The organism is Rhodococcus sp. H29-C3, from assembly GCF_030063405.1.
Lineage (GTDB): Bacteria > Actinomycetota > Actinomycetes > Mycobacteriales > Mycobacteriaceae > Rhodococcoides.
This window is the reverse complement of sequence record NZ_JASITC010000015.1, coordinates 1-15,614: the sequence shown is the minus strand read 5'-3', so window position 1 is coordinate 15,614 and position 15,614 is coordinate 1. Positions and strand designations below refer to the sequence as shown.

Sequence of the window (15,614 nt, the reverse complement as noted above, 5' to 3'; positions counted from 1 at the left end):
TCGGCAGGTCTTCGCGATGTCCTAGATTTGGTTAGACTCGACTACACGGTTGCACGAGAGCGGAAACTGCGCCTACATTGGACTCTGTGGAACACCTTCTCGTAGTACGCCGCCGTAGCGGGGTCTAATTCGGACCGACCCCTCGCTGCGGGTCGTCGTACTATCTCGGTCCTCCATTCACTTTCGGAGAACCACCGACATGAACACTCTTACTTCCACCACCTTCCCCAACGACTGCTTCGCCGCCCGCTATGGCGCACCACTACCGCGCGACCTTCGTGACCAGGCCGCGAACATGAGCTGGGCCGCTTTCTTGCAGCGCTTCGGTGCACGTACCGGGCCCATCAGACTGGGCAGTTGGTCCGCCCGACCCGGCCGCGGTGGACAGACGAGATTCGACGCGACCTTCGGCGTCGGGAACACGATCCACACGACAACGGCGACGTCACACGGCCCGATCGACGCCCTGACCTCGATGTTGTACGACGCAGGCTTCCATATCGAAATCTTGAACTTCCACCAGCAGAGCGTTTCCAGCCGCCGGCGGGGCACTTCCGGAAGCGGCATCGAGGCCGCCACCATCGCCACCTTCGTCCTCTGCGAATTCGACGGCCGCCGCGCGTGGTCCATGGCGATGGATGCGGACGGTACCAGCTCGTCGATCCGGGCCGTGATCGGTGCGGCCAACATGCTGTACGGGTGACTCTCGGGCCTCCTACCGCACTCTCGTCGACAAGCTAGATCTCGGTAGAAAGCACTAGGGCATCTCGATGGTCTGCGAACGAGCTATCTCTTCGATCGCCTGCCGGACATACACCTCGCTCGACGTCGAGTCATGCCCATCTTTTCCGTCGGCAGTACGCCGCCTGGCACTGGACAGTGCGGTAATGATCAACAACGCATGACCAGCTCGGGGTCGCCGACGTGCAGCCTCGGTGTCCGCGACCCCGAGCGCACCCGTGAGCACTTCTACGAACCCATCGACATCGAGCTCGCCGAACCATTCCGATGCCGAGCGCACGGTCCGCGCCAGCACTTCCTGAACATCTTCGCCGGTCAGCCCGTCGGGATGCAGCTCTTCGAGCAACGCTCGGATGATTTCGGCATGCACCAGACCGACTTGAGCCGCGTCCTCGGACTCCACGTCGGCCACAGCGTCGCGATAGGCATCCTCCGAGCGTGCACGAGCGGCAGCAAGCGCCTCCTCGGTAGAGGTCGCGATAGCTCGGGGTGTCGCAGGCCAGTCATTGGGCCACATCTCGAGGGTTCCTTTTGTCGGCGGAGAGGTTGTTCAATCCTCCCACCCCGCACCGACAATCCACTTACATGTAACCGAGGCTTATAGTAACCTTCGAGAAAGTGTGACGCCTCCGACCGAGACCGAAAAGGACGTACCACCCGATGCGTGAAGCCAGCACCCGCACAACCGTGGTCAACGAGGGAATGTCACTGGCGGTCTACGAGACCGGCAATCCGGACGGCGAGACCATCGTCCTCGTCCACGGCTGGCCGGACACACACGAAATGTGGAGTCACATCGTTCCACGACTCACCGAGCGCTTCCGCGTCGTCAGCTACGACGCACGCGGCGCAGGCGAAAGTACCGTTCCGCGTGAACGCTCCGCCTACCGACTCCCCAATCTGGCCTCGGACTTCCATGCCGTCGTCGACGCAGTCAGCCCGAACGCACCGGTCAACGTTCTCGCACACGACTGGGGCGCCGTCACAGTATGGGATGCAGCTGCCGAACCTCATGCAGTAGATCGAATCCGTTCGTACACTTCCATTTCGGGCCCGAACCTGGACCATCTCGGCAAATGGTCGCGGTCGCGGTTGACCAAGCCGAACTGGAGCAACGTCAAGCAAGTGCTCGCCCAGACGCGCGCATCGTGGTACACCGTCACCTTCCACATTCCCGGTCTCTCGACTTTACGAATTCGACGCCAGTTCGCGAAGGGCTGGCCTGCGTTTCTGCAAGAATTCTCCGACGTCGACCCGTCGCTGGTCACCGAGAACCCCACACTGTTCTCCGACGCGACCAACGGGGTGAACCTGTATCGTGCAAACCTTCTTCCGCGCTTGATGAAGCCGCGGGAACGATTCATCGACATCCCAGTGCACTTGATCGTCAACACCGAGGATGTCGCGGTGCGGCCCGATCATTACGAAGACACCGGAAAATGGGTAAAGAATCTGACTCGCAACGATATTCACGCCGGTCATTGGTCACCGATCTCTCATGCTGTCGAGATCGCCGAGCTCACCGAGAAGTACATCGATTCGCTGAATATCTAGTTCGTCAGCTCCGCGTGCATCTGAAAGACGTTGTAGTCAGACCACGTCGACATGTTGAAGTACAGATCGGTGCCGGTGGACCAGGGATGCATGAACCCTCCGTACAACTCGGGGTATTCGGCGACGCTGACCACCGGCGCTCCGTCGGACCACGCTCCCTGCGGAGAGTCGGACTCCCGCAGCGTGATAGCCGTTTTCGCGGTGTCGAGGTAGGTCATCTGCCATCTCTGTCGTGAATCGTCGTACCGCACCGAAAGTTCAGCTGCCGGGGCCGCCACGATCGTCGACGCTGCGCCATACCCTCCGACCGGTGTCCAGTTGCCCTCGCTCCAATACTGATACGCGGACTTGTTCAGCACCTGCCCCTTCGGGACGCGTGCGACGCCGACGTCGCCGAGTCTGGTGTTCGGGGTACCGAACATGTACACGAAGTCACCCTGCGGGACCATCGACGTCACCTGAAACTTACTGACGCCGAAGATGTTGTCCCACTGTGCGTACGGATCCTTCGTCCAGGTGGAGCCGCCGTCGTCCGAGTACGCGATCCCACCGTAGTTGGTCCACCAGGTTCCCGGGATACTGTTCCACGTCCTGATGGACATGTAGCTCATGTATTGACGATCGCCGATCGCAAAGCCAGAGGTGGGAATCGTGGTGATCTCGACGTTGTCGAGCTTGCGACTGCTAAGGAGTTCAGCTGCGTGACAACGACTGTCCTGCACCATGCTGTCGTAGGTAACCCCGTCGGACAGATCGGTGTCGGAACTGAACGCGAGTACATTGCTGCGCCAATCCGGCCCCTGCCCTCCAGGTGGATGGAAGCCTTTGCCGACGGTATCGCCGAATACCGTCGCTATCTGTCCGGGGGCGCTCTCCCACATCATGCCCAGGTCCGTTCCGTAGACCTGCCACCGTTTGTCGGTGCGATTGATCGATCCCGCGCCTGTCTGTTTGGCAACACGGGTGACGTTGCCGATCTGCGGCATCGGCGGTGCAGAAGTTCTGGCCGCCGGTTCGACGGGAGGTGACGCTGGATCGGGAGGAGGCGGAAGCTCCAATTCGGGACCGGGGATCGGGATCGGAATGGTGAACGGTTTGAACTCGAATCCGATCCAGGGAATGTCCAATTCACTCGAAAGCGTTGTGGGATCGCGGGTCTCATCGGTCAGGTCCGGACACGGATCCAAGCAAGGGTCCGCCGGCAACGGTTCCGGGTCGATACGTGTCGGGGCCGTCGTCGGGGCTGGATACGGCACGGGTGCGAGATGCGGAAATGGGATCGGAATCGAGAGATCCTCCGGGACCAGCGACCCGGTCTCGTTCGTCAGGTCGGCCGCGCACGCGCCGGGAGGGACGAGAGGTTCGGCGGTAGCCGGGACGCCATCCCCGAACACGATCACCACGGACCCGAGAACGACAACAGCTGTCACGACGGCCATTCGCTCCGACATACTCCCCCTTCTGCGGATGCACCACCCGTGCCAGCGCATCATGCCAGATTCTCGCGCAGTGAGCGCGAAGAATACTCCTTACGAAAGAGATCGCGTGACTGAAGAATTGGCACCACTTCATCGACGAAGTCGTCGAGACTGTCCGGATACAGCGGTGGCATCAGATTGAAGCCGTCGGCAGCTCCTCTGCGCGCCCACTCGGAGATCTCGTCGGCGATCGATTCCGGCGTTCCGATCATCGTGGCGTGCCCTCCACCTGCTGCGAGTGTCCCGAGAAGCTGGCGGACAGTCGGGTCGTCTTTGGCGATTGTCCGCAGGATCGTCTCGTATCGACCGTGCGGTCCGGTGAACTCCTCGATCGGCGGAAGAGCAGGAACCGGTCCGTCGAGCTCCCAATCGCTGCAGTCCTGCTCCACGAACATCCCCAGTGTGCGCAACGACTGCTCGACGGGAAGCAGTGCATCGAGCTCGGCCTTCTTCGCATTCGCCTCGCTCATCGTCGACCCGACATACGTCACCAAACCCGGCATGATTCCGACGGACGAGCTGTCTCGTCCGGCAGCATCTATGCGGCGCTTGACATCCGAAGAGTAGGCGGCGCCGGCCTCGGAATCGTAGGCAACGGCGTAGATCGCCTCCGCGTAACGAGCCGCAAGATCACGCCCCGGTCCCGACGCGCCTGCCTGGAACAGCACCGGACGTCCCTGCGGAGACCGGGGGACCGTCAACGGGCCGTCCACCCGAAAGTGCTTGCCGACGTGATCGATGGGATGCACCTTCGCCGGATCCGCATACATTCCCTCGCGATCCAGTACCAGCGCGTCCCGTTCCCAGCTGTCCCATAGCGCGAGGGCAACCTCGACGAATTCCTCTGCGCGTTCGTACCTTTCGACCCGTGCCGGAATGTCCTCGAATCCATGATTGCGCGCCTCGGCGTCGAACATCGAGGTCACGACGTTCCATCCTGCGCGGCCACCACTGATGTGATCGAGCGAGGCGAGCAACCGCGCAGCGTGAAACGGTGTGTAGAACGTCGTGGATATGGTGGTGACCAGGCCGATATGGGTGGTCGCTCCGGCCATCGCCGTCAGGGCTGTGATCGGTTCGAGAAACCAGGTGCCCGCGCCGGCCGGATCACGAACGGAGTGTCCGTCCGCGAAGAACACGGCGTCGAACTTGCCCCGCTCCGCGGTCTGCGCGAGTTCTTGGTAGTAGCTGATATCGCCGAGGTCCTCGACCCTCGAATTCGGGTGACGCCACGCTGCACTGTGATGCCCACAGCCGTAGAGGAATGCGTTGAGGTGCAGCATGTCAGTCCTTGACCAAGCCGCCGTCCACAACCAAATTCTGTCCGGTCACCGACCTCGACCACGGAGACGCGAAGAACAACAGGGCATCTGCGAACTCCTCTGGTGTCACCACTCGCTGCAACGGCGTCGACGCCGCGATGAGGTCGAATACTTCCTCTGGTGTAGCGGCACTGGCGTCGGTGGTCCGCAGTAGGCCACCCGACACCATGTTCACAGTGATACCGTCGCCGCCGAGATCCGCTGCGAGAGTTCGAGTCAGAGACAACAGCGCAGCCTTCGATGCCGTGTAGTCGTGGTACGGCACCACTGGGTTCTGGAAAAGATTGGTGCCCACGTTGATGATTCGGCCGAATCCTGCTGCGCGCATCCCCTTCAGCGCTCGCTGCGTAGTCGTCAGCGCACCACGCACAGTGCCACGGAACTGCGCGTCGAACTCGTCCCATGTGATCGAGTCGGCCTTGCTGCGCGCGTCCCCGTTGAACGAGAAGTCGGCCAACGCGTTGTTGACCACCGTCGTCACGGAGGAACCGAAGTGCGCTTCGGCTTCGGTGAACAACGCGTCCACCTGCTCGGCGTCGGTGATGTCGGCTTGGACCGCTATCCCGCCGATCTCTGACGCCAGCGCCTCCGCCGAGACTCGGCTGTTGCGGTAGTTCACCACGACGCGAGCGCCTTCTCGCGCGAATGCCCTGGCCACCGCGGTGCCCAGACCTCTGCCCGCTCCGGTGACGACTACTGTCTGCTCGTCCAACTTTTTCGACTGGATGTTCATGTCAGGCCTTTCGCTCTTCCGGCCCACACCGCGCAGAGCATGCACGTATCCCACGTGCAGACATCCCTACGCTGGTGTTGACCAGATCAGGTTCGACGGGTGTGTTCTCAGCCGTTAGGCACCCCGTGTCGAGGAAGACTGTAACCTCTTGCCGAATATCCGTCTATCTAGCATCCATCGTAGAAATACGTATAGATACCGGACAAGTCGATTTTCGGTACGTCCGGACCCCGAATGACGCCTGCACCTAGCCCAGCACCACCCAGCCGTGGGGTGGAATCCTGGTGGATCCGCCGCCCGCATGTGCTTCGCCGGCAAATATCTCGCCGTCCACGCGGTACGTCACTTCCTCGTCACCGAGGTTCAACGCCACGTGCAACTGCTCGTCACCCGAGTGGACGCGGTACAGCATCGCGGTATTGGACAGCTCCACCGTCTCGGTGCGCGCCTCGACGAGCCAGGGATGCCTGCGGCGAAGCCCGATCAGCTGCTGATGCAGATGGAACGTCGGCCAACCGTACGGGGCGAGTTCCTCTCTGCTGCTGGGAAATTCCGGCCGAACCTCGTCATCGCCACCGACACGCTCCTCTTTCGCGCCGCGGAAGCCCTGTTCGTCGCCGTAGTAGATCATCGGCATGCCCCCGACCGTGAACAGGACCACGAGCGCATGCTCGAGATGGCGTTCGTCGGTGATGGTGCTGGCGATGCGGGCCACGTCGTGATTACCGACGAACGTAGCCGGAACGAACGTCTCGAGCCACTCGTTGTGACGCCCGAGCGCGTGCGACAACTCGAAGAAGTTCCTTTCCGAGATTGCACTCCACGACGCTTTCCACAGCTCGTACTGAGTCACCGAATCCAGTGAGCTCGCCTTCACGATGGCTGCATAATCACCGTGGATGACCTCACCGAGGAAGTAGGCGTCGGGGAACTTCTGTCGAACCTGCGAAATAACCGCCGCCCAGAACCGCGGCGGCACAGCGTATGCCGCGTCGAGACGCCATCCGTCTGCACCCCGTTCGAGCCAATGCGACATGACATCGACGACATACTGCTCGACCGCGGCGCTGTCATGGTTGAGCGTCACCAGTTCATCGTGGCCCTCGAAATTACGATGAGTCGGTCCTGCACCGGACCAGTCGAGGTGGAACCACTCGGACTCCCGTGAATCCGGTCCCGCTTCGAGCGCCTGCACGAATCGCGGAAATGCCTGTGCCACATGGTTGAATACGCCGTCGAGCATGACTCGCAGTCCACGCGAACGAGCTTGGCCGATGACGTCGTCGAAGTCCGCTTCGGTGCCGAGCCGCGAATCGATGCGAAAATGATCGATGGTGTCGTATCCATGGCTTGCGGAGGCGAAGATCGGACCGAGGGCAATTCCCGACGCCCCTAGTTCCACGGCGTAGTCGAACCAGTCGACGATGCGGTGCAGTCGATGCTCGTCCTCGAGCGAACCGCCGTCCCAGTCATGAATCGGGGCACCGACGAATCCCAGAGGATAGATGTGCCACCAGATAGCGTGATCGACCCAGGCAGGTTGACCGCTCATGCTCGGATCACCGACTCACGACCGAGCTCGGCGGCACCGGTATGACCCGACAAGCTGGTGACGAGATCGAATTCAGCGAGAAGACAACGCAATACATGCGCCACACCGTCCTGGCCGCCGAGCGCCAAACCGTACAGAAACGGCCGCCCCAGCAGCACCGCGTCGGCCCCCAACGCTAGCGCCTTCGCCATGTCGGACCCGGTGCGCACACCGGAATCGAACAAGACCGTCAGCTGATCACCGACGGCGTCCACGATATCCGGCAACGCGCTCAACGACGAACGAGCGCCGTCGATCTGGCGCCCACCGTGATTGGACACCACGATCCCGTCCACCCCGTGATCGACGGCTGCTCGGCCGTCGGCAACCGTGCAGATTCCCTTCAATACGATCGGTCCGTCCCACTGCTCACGCAGGAACGCCAACTGGGACCAGTTCAAACCAGGGTTGGGGAATATCTGCGCCCAGTGCATAGCTGCAGCAACAGGATTCGCTTCGACCGATTGATCCAGACCCGCGAGAAATGCCGGGTCGGTCAGATAGTTCTCGATCCCGAGGTTCGCCAGGAACGGCAGGTATCCACGGTCGAGGTCGGCCGGCCTCCAGCCGAGAAGCGTCGTGTCGAGCGTCAGTACAAGCGTCGTGAATCCCGATGCCTTGGCTCGATCGAGAAAGCTGAGCAGAACGGATTCGTCTGTGGGCCAGTACAGCTGGTACCACCTGGGGGCGTCGCCACCAGCCTCGGCGATCTGCTCGAACGAATGGGAAGCTTGAGTGGAGTGAATGTAGGGCACCGAAAGCTCGGCGGCTGCCCGCACTGTCGCAAGCTCACCGTCCGGATGCGCGAGAGTCTGAACACCCACCGGCGCTATAATCAGCGGCGCGGGCATGGAAGTGCCGAGCACTGTGACCGCATGATCTCGCTCTGCTGAACTCCGCAACATGCGCGGGGCGATCCGCCACTCGTCGAATGCATCGCGGTTCGCGCGTGCCGTAGAACCGCTACCTGCGCTGGCGACGATGTACCCGAGAGCTTCCGGGCTGAGGGTGGCAGCGGCCTGCTCCTCCAGCCTGGCCAGGTTCGTGGTGATCTGCGGCCTCTGATCGGTGAACATGCCCTGGGCATATATACCGATTTGATGGTCACTGAAGTTCATGGTCACCACCGTAGTGCCGCCGCACACGATATGGCAGGACATCACCGAGCATGTGGGGTGGAGAGCGAGCACGCTTGTTCGGAACCTCGCTCCCTCGATCACGTCATAGCGAGGGCATCCGGTTTGCAAAAATGGTGCATGCTTCGCACGGCCAGGGGATGTCGGTGCCGTCCTCTACGGTATTTCGGACACCGTACGACAGACTGGATCCGATGCCACCTCGTAGACGCAAGCCCACAACCACCGCGAGAACCATCGGCGCAGGCAAGAGCGCCGCTGCGCGCAAGTTCAAGGAGTCGACGGCAGCACAGTCGACGACCAAGAAAGCCCCTGCGAAGAAGGCCGCTGCCAAGCGGACACCTGCCAAGCGGACCACGACGCGCAAGCGTGCACCCCGTAAGACCGTCGCGCCGGACCTACGGTTGCCGGACCCGGGTGAGCGAGTGTGGGTCCTCGACGTACCGTTCGAGGATCGCGCTCTCGCGTCGGCCTCCGGTGCTCGGTGGCATCCGGGTCCGCGGGTGTTCGCGTTCTACGGGACCGAACTGCCCGACGGTTTGGCGTCGTTCGAGTCGATGCCGTACAGCCTGCAGCGCTGGATCGAGGACGACGCCAACGAGGAGTGGCGGCCCGAGGAGATGCACGAGCGGTCGATGACGCCGCGCGAGACGCAGCTCGAGTCGGTGCGGAGGCATCTCGAAGCATTGGACAACGGGTTCCCGTATTTCGCCCAGATGGACTCGACGGGTCTGGGCAAGACTCTTGCCGTGTGCGAGGCCGTCCGCCAGATGGAGGATCCGAGCATCGGAACAGTGCTGGTCGTAGCACCCAAAGGTGCTCTTCCCGGTTGGCGGCGCACCATCGCCGACACCGAGGCCGATGTTCATCCGTCCGAGCGTAAGCGCTGGCTACTGGTGACTTATCAGTCGACGAAGAAGCTGCTGACGGTCCCCGAGGATGTAGATCTGGGCAAACGCAAGCGAACACAGAACAAGAGGACCATCACGCTCGGCGAACTTCGATTCGACATCGACATCGTGGTGGCCGACGAGTCGCACGCGTTGATGAATATCGAGTCGCAGCAGTCGCAGATCCTCTGGCGCTACCAAGAGGCTGCACGCGCCGTCGTCTGGATGTCCGCCACCCCCGGTTATCAACCGATGCATTTCGCGTACATGGCCCGGGCGATCGAGCAGAGTCGTGCGCAGGAGCCGATCATCGGTGACGACGCAGGCCTCGGCCACGCAATCACCGCGCAATGGGCGACGTTCCTCGAGGAGTCGGGCTTCGCGCTCAAGGAAGGCAAGGCGACAACCGGACTGAAGACGTGGCGGTGGGAGCCCGAGGATGCTGCACGACGCGAGCGCGACATCGGCACCATCCATCGTTGGCTATCCGGTGGCGCTGTCCCATGGTCGATTTCGCGGCCGTCTCCGCCCACGCCGCGCGAGCCTCTGGGCCAGGAACTGACGGCTGTGCAGAAGCGGCTCTATCACTCGGCATGGGTGGATTATCGCAAGGAAGTAGGACTGCCGAACTGGAAGACCGTGAGCGGTCGACGGGTGCTCCAGAAGAACCCGAGTACGCGAGCGGCCGCACTGCGGTTACGCCAAAAGTGCTCGTACTTACGCATTCCCGCATCTGCTGACCAGGTCCGCTCATGGGTGCGGGACGGCAATCAGGTGTTCGTGTCGATGTTCTATCGCGAATCAGTCGCCGAGTTGTCGCAGTCTCTCCGCGACGAGGGTCTCGATGTCGCAGTGGTCGACGGCAGTATGAGCAGCGCGGCCCAGGAGACCGAGATTCGCCGATTTCAAACCGGCGCTGCACGAGTCATCGTGTCTACGACGACAAGTGCGATCAACCTGCATTCCAACGAGTTGCTGCTGCCAGAGAAGGCGGTGTCGACGGCCGCTCCTCGGGTCACTCTCATCCACGACCCTCGGTGGACACCCATCGAGATCCGTCAGATCGAGGGTCGCGCGAATCGCATCGACAAGGACCACATCCACACCACTTCGACTTGCTATTACGGATATGCCGAGGGGACGGTCGAGGAGGAAATGGTCCTGACCGGCGTCGAACGCATAGCCGATCTGGGTTCGATCGTCGGTCAAGCGGATCTGATCGACCCCGAGGCGTTCCTGGCGGCACGAGCAGACGCCGATCAGTCCGTAACACTGTTCGAGGTCGCCAGGGATGCCCTCTGATTCCGGAGGGCATCCGCGTCAGCGCACGAAAGGCATGACCTGACGTACTTTCGGATCCCGGAGATACAGTGCACCCCACACCACGATCCCGACATACACCGCAAACAGCACGGTACTGAACAGCGGCTTGTCGACGCGCCAGTTGGTGAGGACCGCGCCACCGAGGTAACCGGTAAGCAGCACGGCACCGAGAAATGCTGTGCGCGGCAACAAGTACAGGGCCAGCGATACGAGTAGAACGATGCCGACGACGGGCATCATCTCCTCCCGAAGGCCGAGATCCACGGTTGCGTCCTTCACCGCCTGCACGTTCATCAGCTTGGTGACTCCATCGAAAATCAGGAAGATCGCGATCAACGCGGTGAGCACCCAGCCGACACGAGCAGCCACGGGTGAGTTGGTGTGCGTTGCGGTGGTTGTGGTTGTGGTTGTGGTCATTGCATACGCCCGCTACGAACATACGTTCGATTGTTGTGCTATTCTCATCGAGCCGTCCGGGAAGTCAACACTCGCGGACGGTCCAAAAACATTCGGCAAAAACGGGGCCTTCATGGCGATATCAGATCGACCCGACACTTCAGGAACGCTCCATCGATCGGGCGATCGATGGTCCGAGAATGCACCATTGCGGTGCGCTCGCGGTCATGCCCTCGGCCCACGAACCGTGCTGGTCGGGTCGAGGGCATGCTCCTGCGGCCGCGGCCATCACCGCACTCATGCCTGTAGAACCTGCGGCGATGTCACCTTCACGCCGCCACTCGGAGATCGCTGCGGCGACGCGAGCTTCGATTCGCGGGCAGGCAGGCAAGACCCCAGCCTAGGGGCTTGACGCGTAGATTCGGACATTGATGGACAATCGAGCTATGCAGAACAGCGATTCGGCCGCAGATTCACTGGATACGACCGCCGCGCAGGTCGCTCAACTGCGGAACGACTTCACGCGGTTCATGATGGGGTACAAGTTCGGCACCGACGAACTGATGACCAAGATCAATATCCTCAAGGAGGAATTCACGCACATCCATCAGTATTCGCCGATCGAACATGTGACATCTCGACTCAAGACGCCGGAGAGCCTTCTCGAGAAGGCGCGGCGCAAAAATTGCCCGCTCACCTTCGAAGACATTCGCAAGAACATCTTCGACATTGCAGGCATCAGGATCACCTGCAGCTTCATCTCCGACACCTACCGCGTCGCCGACATGCTGACCGGGCAGAGCGACGTCGAGGTCATCGAGATCAAGGACTACATCGCCAATCCGAAACCCAACGGCTACAAGAGTCTTCACGTGATCGTCGAGATACCTGTATTCATGACGGACCGAGTCCAGCCCGTTCTCGTAGAGCTACAGATCCGCACCATCGCGATGGACTTCTGGGCAAGCCTCGAACACAAGATCTTCTACAAATACCGAGGCGCTATCCCCGTCTCGCTGCTCGACGAGCTCACCGATGCTGCCGAAAGTGCGAACAAACTCGACGTGAAAATGGAACATCTGCACGACGAGATCGGTGAAATCAAGAACAGCAATCTCGATGCGCCGGACAGCATTCAGCTCAGCTCGATGCCGCCGCTGTCGTTGCCTCGGGAGCTGCTCGCGTCACTTCTCGAACGCGGCAGTATGGGACGGCTCTAGGCTCCTGCGGTAGAAAGCGCGTCGAACTCGTCGTCGGTGAGTTCTACGCTCGCGCCCGCGAGGTTGTCTTCCAGGTGCTCCACGCTCGAGGTTCCCGGGATCGGCAACACGACCGGCGAACGCTTCAACAGCCAAGCCAGTGCAAGTTGTGACGGCGAGGCATTGTGCTGCTTCGCGAGCGTGGACAACGGACTGCCCTCGCCGCTGAGCTTGCCCGTTGCCAGGGGGAACCACGGGATGAAGCCGACGCCGTTGGCTGTCGACCAGTCCAACAGCTCCTCCGAAGATCGGTCGGAGAGGTTATATAGGTTCTGAACGGACACGATCGGCGCGATCTTCTGCGCGGCCTCCGCCTCGGCTACCGAAACCTGGCTCAACCCGATGTGACGGATCTTTCCCTCGTCCTGCAGCTTCTTCAACTCACCGACCTGGTCCTCCAGCGCTACCTCGGGGTCGATTCGGTGGAGCTGGAACAAGTCGATTCGGTCCAACCCGAGACGTCGAAGACTCAGTTCTGCCTGCTGACGCAGGTAGGCGGGGCGTCCGACGGGCGTCCAGATGCCGGGGCCCTGACGGGTCAGTCCGGCCTTGGTGGCGATGACGACGTCGTCACGGTAAGGATGGAGGGCCTCGCGCAGTAGGTCCTCGGCAACCTCAGGTCCATAGCTGTCGGCGGTGTCGAAGAAGTTCACGCCCAGCTCGACGGCCCGCTGGAGAACGCGAATGGCGGCAGCTCGATCCTTCGGCTCTCCCCAGACGCCTTCCCCCGGCAGCTGCATCGTCCCGTATCCGAGGCGGTTGATCTCGAGGTCGCCACCGAGCCGGAACGTCCCGGAAGCGGCGGCGGGCGTGGCATTGTCCGAAGTAGTCATGCAGGTTCTGACGCTGCGCAGGCTCCGACTATTCCGTCTCGGCCGATCTACGAATATCTAGCGAGTACCCAATACGAGGGTAGAAAGCGCTACAACCGCTCGATCAGCTTCATTGCATCGAACGGTGCGAAACCCTTCGCATCGTTGTCGAAGTACACGTGGACGTCGAGGCCCTGCTCGGTCCACTTTTTTATCTTCGCTGCCCAACCGTCGAGCGCTTCTTCGGTGTAGCCGCTCGCGTAGAGCTCGTCGGCGCCATGCAGACGTACGTACATCAATTCTGCAGTCGGCGTCTCGACGTACGGATATTTACCTGCACTGTCTGCAACGACGAAGGCAATACCGTTCTCCCTCGACAGCGAGACAGCTTCTTCCACCTGAAAGCTCGGGTGCCGAACTTCGAGTGCATGTCGCAGCGGGCGGTCTCCATCGACGTCGAGATTCACTCGATCCTCGGACAGCTTGTCGTCCCGTTGCTCGGCGAGTTCGATTGCTGCCGTTGTCGTTCGAGGAAGTACATCGAAGAATGCAGCGACCTTGTCCGCATCGAACTGAAAATTGGGTGGAAGCTGCCACAGAATGGGACCGAGCTTGGCGCCCAGACTCAACACCCCGGTGGCGAAGAAATTCGCCAGCGCCACTTCGGCACCGACGAGACGCTTGACGTGGGTGATGTATCTGCCACCCTTGATGGCGAAGACGAAATCTTCCGGCGTCTCCTCGCGCCACTTCACGAAACTCGACGGCTTCTGCATTGCATAGAAGGTGCCGTTGATCTCGATCGAGGACAGGTGCGTCGACGCGTATCCGAGCTCAGCGCGGTGCGGCAGGCCGGCTGGATAGAAGTCGCCTCGCCACGGCGCATACGTCCAGCCGGAGATTCCGATTCGAACCTCTGGCTCTCGCGTGCGCCGTGGCATAGGGGCTCTTCGATCTTGAGCGGGCAACCCTGGCCCTGAGCTCATTCGGCGCGTCTACCAGCTGAAAGCCCTTGGCCCCTGAAGTCTGGATGTTGCGACACATTCCGACTGCAGAAGGAACCAAGGGCGTGGATCAGAGTACGACAGTGCTGTTCGGGTTGCCCGGAGTACGCGTGGACCGCGTATCCAATGACGACGTCGGAGTGCGGCTGGTGGAGTTCTTCACCGACGACGAGCGGGCAGCGGCATGCCCGGGTTGCGGGGTGGTGTCGACATCGGTGAAGGGGCATGCGGTCACCAGACCGAAAGATATCCCATACGGCGATAGTCCAATTGCATTGCAGTGGAACAAAACACGATGGAGATGCAGGGAGGACTACTGTCAACGCGGATCGTTCACCGAGAGCATCGGCGAGCTTCCGCCGCGGTCGAGGGTGACCGGCCGGCTCGGTCGCGCGATGGGCTGGGCGATCGGTGACGCCGCCCGATCCGTTTCCGAAGTTGCCGCCAGTCATGGCGTGTCGTGGCCGACCGCTCACCGCCGATTCGTCGCCCTGGCTGAGCTGACGTTGGCCGAACCGGACCCAGTGCGGGTGTTGGGGATCGATGAGACCCGCCGCGGCAGGCCTCGATGGGACCGCTGCGCGACGACCGGCACTTGGGTGCGCACCGATCCGTGGGACACCGGCTTCGTTGACATCAGCGGCTCTCAGGGCTTGCTCGGGCAGCAGAGCGGTCGCACGTCGGCGACAGTGGTGGGCTGGCTCCGTGCCCGCAGTGCGCAGTTTCGAGACGGCATCGAGTATGTCGCAATCGACCCCGCCGCCGTCTATGCCTCCGCAGTCCGCACCCCGGACCTGTTGCCGAACGCAGTGCTGGTGGTCGATCATTTCCATCTCGTCGCCAAAGCGAACGAGGCGGTCACCAAGGTCCGGCAACGGGTGACGTGGGATCAGCGGTCCCGGCGTGGACGGGCGATCGATCCGGAATGGGCAAACCGACGGCGGTTGCTGCGCGGGCGGGAACGTATGTCCGACAACGGGTTTACTCGGATGTGGAATGAAATCGACGCGCAGGACCCCAGTGCGCAGATCTTGTCGGCCTACATCGCGAAAGAAGAACTACGAACGCTGTTGTCGACGGTCCGCGACGGTGGAGATCGGCTTCGAACCTCACATCGGCTGCATCGATTCTTCGCATGGTGCATCGATTCGCAGATCCCGGAGTTGATCACGTTGGCGAAGATGGTCGACACGTGGTGGCCGGAAATCAACGCGTTCATCACCACCGGTATCACGAACGCGAGAACGGAGGGCTACAACCGCCTGGTCAAACAGGTCAAACGATCCGCGTTTAACCGGCCCTCGGGCCTGGGTCAACCCGTGTGTCGGGTTTGAGGTTGTCGAGGTGCCGTTGGATGCTGGCGACGACGCGGGCG

At 61.6% G+C, this 15,614-nt stretch carries 15 protein-coding genes and 1 riboswitch; of the genes, 5 read left to right on the top strand and 10 right to left on the bottom strand.

The features are described from left to right. Positions 1–199: 199 nt before the first annotated feature. Complete coding sequence (locus tag QMK32_RS21660) at positions 200–703, top strand: alpha-isopropylmalate synthase regulatory domain-containing protein (protein WP_283477411.1); 504 nt, start codon at positions 200–202, stop codon at positions 701–703. Between the two features lie 54 nt (positions 704–757). Here the strand turns inward: QMK32_RS21660 and QMK32_RS21655 are convergent, their stop codons facing one another. After that, complete coding sequence (locus QMK32_RS21655; protein WP_283477410.1) at positions 758–1,258, bottom strand: hypothetical protein; 501 nt, start codon at positions 1,256–1,258, stop codon at positions 758–760. 143 nt (positions 1,259–1,401) lie between these two features. Between QMK32_RS21655 and QMK32_RS21650 the strand changes: the two genes are divergently transcribed. Continuing rightward, positions 1,402–2,295 (top strand): alpha/beta fold hydrolase, encoded by an 894-nt coding sequence (locus QMK32_RS21650; protein ID WP_283477408.1) that lies wholly within the window; start codon positions 1,402–1,404, stop codon positions 2,293–2,295. On the opposite strand, the gene QMK32_RS21645 is transcribed toward QMK32_RS21650, so the two are convergent. From QMK32_RS21645 to QMK32_RS21625, 5 genes are all read right to left on the bottom strand, one after another. Further along, positions 2,292–3,746, bottom strand: coding sequence for a glycoside hydrolase family 183 protein (locus QMK32_RS21645; protein WP_283477406.1), 1,455 nt, complete (start codon positions 3,744–3,746; stop codon positions 2,292–2,294). The genes QMK32_RS21650 and QMK32_RS21645 overlap by 4 nt on opposite strands. A gap of 38 nt (positions 3,747–3,784) precedes the next feature. Beyond that, positions 3,785–5,056 (bottom strand): LLM class flavin-dependent oxidoreductase, encoded by a 1,272-nt coding sequence (locus tag QMK32_RS21640; protein ID WP_283477405.1) that lies wholly within the window; start codon positions 5,054–5,056, stop codon positions 3,785–3,787. A 1-nt stretch (position 5,057) separates the two neighbouring features. Then, positions 5,058–5,828 carry a 3-oxoacyl-ACP reductase gene (locus QMK32_RS21635; protein WP_283477404.1) on the bottom strand — a complete coding sequence of 257 codons (771 nt, stop codon included), beginning with the start codon at positions 5,826–5,828 and terminating at the stop codon, positions 5,058–5,060. A 46-nt stretch (positions 5,829–5,874) separates the two neighbouring features. After that, positions 5,875–5,964: riboswitch (TPP riboswitch) on the bottom strand. Positions 5,965–6,075: 111 nt separating this feature from the next. Beyond that, positions 6,076–7,380 (bottom strand): alpha-amylase family glycosyl hydrolase, encoded by a 1,305-nt coding sequence (locus QMK32_RS21630; protein WP_283477402.1) that lies wholly within the window; start codon positions 7,378–7,380, stop codon positions 6,076–6,078. Next, complete coding sequence (locus tag QMK32_RS21625) at positions 7,377–8,537, bottom strand: alpha-hydroxy-acid oxidizing protein (protein WP_283477401.1); 1,161 nt, start codon at positions 8,535–8,537, stop codon at positions 7,377–7,379. The genes QMK32_RS21630 and QMK32_RS21625 overlap by 4 nt, the downstream gene beginning before the upstream one ends. A 212-nt stretch (positions 8,538–8,749) precedes the next feature. Here QMK32_RS21625 and QMK32_RS21620 point away from each other — a divergent pair, with 212 nt between their 5' ends. Beyond that, positions 8,750–10,747: a helicase-related protein gene (locus QMK32_RS21620; protein ID WP_283477399.1), complete on the top strand. Its 1,998-nt coding sequence runs from the start codon at positions 8,750–8,752 to the stop codon at positions 10,745–10,747. A gap of 18 nt (positions 10,748–10,765) precedes the next feature. Here the strand turns inward: QMK32_RS21620 and QMK32_RS21615 are convergent, their stop codons facing one another. Together QMK32_RS21615 and QMK32_RS21610 are read right to left on the bottom strand one after the other, a co-directional pair. Next, a complete protein-coding gene (locus tag QMK32_RS21615) occupies positions 10,766–11,185 on the bottom strand; it encodes a DoxX family protein (protein WP_283477398.1) in 420 nt (139 codons plus the stop codon). A gap of 139 nt (positions 11,186–11,324) precedes the next feature. Continuing rightward, positions 11,325–11,555 carry a hypothetical protein gene (locus QMK32_RS21610; RefSeq protein WP_283477397.1) on the bottom strand — a complete coding sequence of 77 codons (231 nt, stop codon included), beginning with the start codon at positions 11,553–11,555 and terminating at the stop codon, positions 11,325–11,327. Between the two features lie 55 nt (positions 11,556–11,610). On the opposite strand from QMK32_RS21610, the gene QMK32_RS21605 reads away from it, so the two are divergent. Next, a complete protein-coding gene (locus QMK32_RS21605) occupies positions 11,611–12,384 on the top strand; it encodes a GTP pyrophosphokinase (RefSeq protein WP_502943729.1) in 774 nt (257 codons plus the stop codon). Here the strand turns inward: QMK32_RS21605 and QMK32_RS21600 are convergent. Then, positions 12,381–13,256: an aldo/keto reductase gene (locus tag QMK32_RS21600; protein WP_283477395.1), complete on the bottom strand. Its 876-nt coding sequence runs from the start codon at positions 13,254–13,256 to the stop codon at positions 12,381–12,383. The genes QMK32_RS21605 and QMK32_RS21600 overlap by 4 nt on opposite strands. 89 nt (positions 13,257–13,345) lie before the next feature. Beyond that, on the bottom strand, positions 13,346–14,176 hold the full coding sequence (locus QMK32_RS21595) for a DUF72 domain-containing protein (protein ID WP_283477393.1): 831 nt from the start codon (positions 14,174–14,176) through the stop codon (positions 13,346–13,348). Between the two features lie 128 nt (positions 14,177–14,304). Between QMK32_RS21595 and QMK32_RS21590 the strand changes: the two genes are divergently transcribed. Continuing rightward, the gene (locus QMK32_RS21590) at positions 14,305–15,573 is read left to right on the top strand and encodes an ISL3 family transposase (RefSeq protein ID WP_283477391.1); all 1,269 of its coding nucleotides are present in this window, start codon (positions 14,305–14,307) and stop codon (positions 15,571–15,573) included. Positions 15,574–15,614 lie beyond the last annotated feature (41 nt).

Coding starts and splice junctions, on each gene's coding strand:
- QMK32_RS21600 (WP_283477395.1), bottom strand. CDS start 13,256: ATGACTACTTCGGACAATGCCACGCCCGCCGCCGCTTCCGGGACGTTC.
- QMK32_RS21620 (WP_283477399.1), top strand. CDS start 8,750: ATGCCACCTCGTAGACGCAAGCCCACAACCACCGCGAGAACCATCGGC.
- QMK32_RS21650 (WP_283477408.1), top strand. CDS start 1,402: ATGCGTGAAGCCAGCACCCGCACAACCGTGGTCAACGAGGGAATGTCA.
- QMK32_RS21645 (WP_283477406.1), bottom strand. CDS start 3,746: ATGTCGGAGCGAATGGCCGTCGTGACAGCTGTTGTCGTTCTCGGGTCC.
- QMK32_RS21640 (WP_283477405.1), bottom strand. CDS start 5,056: ATGCTGCACCTCAACGCATTCCTCTACGGCTGTGGGCATCACAGTGCA.
- QMK32_RS21615 (WP_283477398.1), bottom strand. CDS start 11,185: ATGACCACAACCACAACCACAACCACCGCAACGCACACCAACTCACCC.
- QMK32_RS21625 (WP_283477401.1), bottom strand. CDS start 8,537: ATGAACTTCAGTGACCATCAAATCGGTATATATGCCCAGGGCATGTTC.
- QMK32_RS21660 (WP_283477411.1), top strand. CDS start 200: ATGAACACTCTTACTTCCACCACCTTCCCCAACGACTGCTTCGCCGCC.
- QMK32_RS21630 (WP_283477402.1), bottom strand. CDS start 7,380: ATGAGCGGTCAACCTGCCTGGGTCGATCACGCTATCTGGTGGCACATC.
- QMK32_RS21635 (WP_283477404.1), bottom strand. CDS start 5,828: ATGAACATCCAGTCGAAAAAGTTGGACGAGCAGACAGTAGTCGTCACC.
- QMK32_RS21655 (WP_283477410.1), bottom strand. CDS start 1,258: ATGTGGCCCAATGACTGGCCTGCGACACCCCGAGCTATCGCGACCTCT.
- QMK32_RS21605 (WP_502943729.1), top strand. CDS start 11,611: ATGCAGAACAGCGATTCGGCCGCAGATTCACTGGATACGACCGCCGCG.
- QMK32_RS21595 (WP_283477393.1), bottom strand. CDS start 14,176: ATGCCACGGCGCACGCGAGAGCCAGAGGTTCGAATCGGAATCTCCGGC.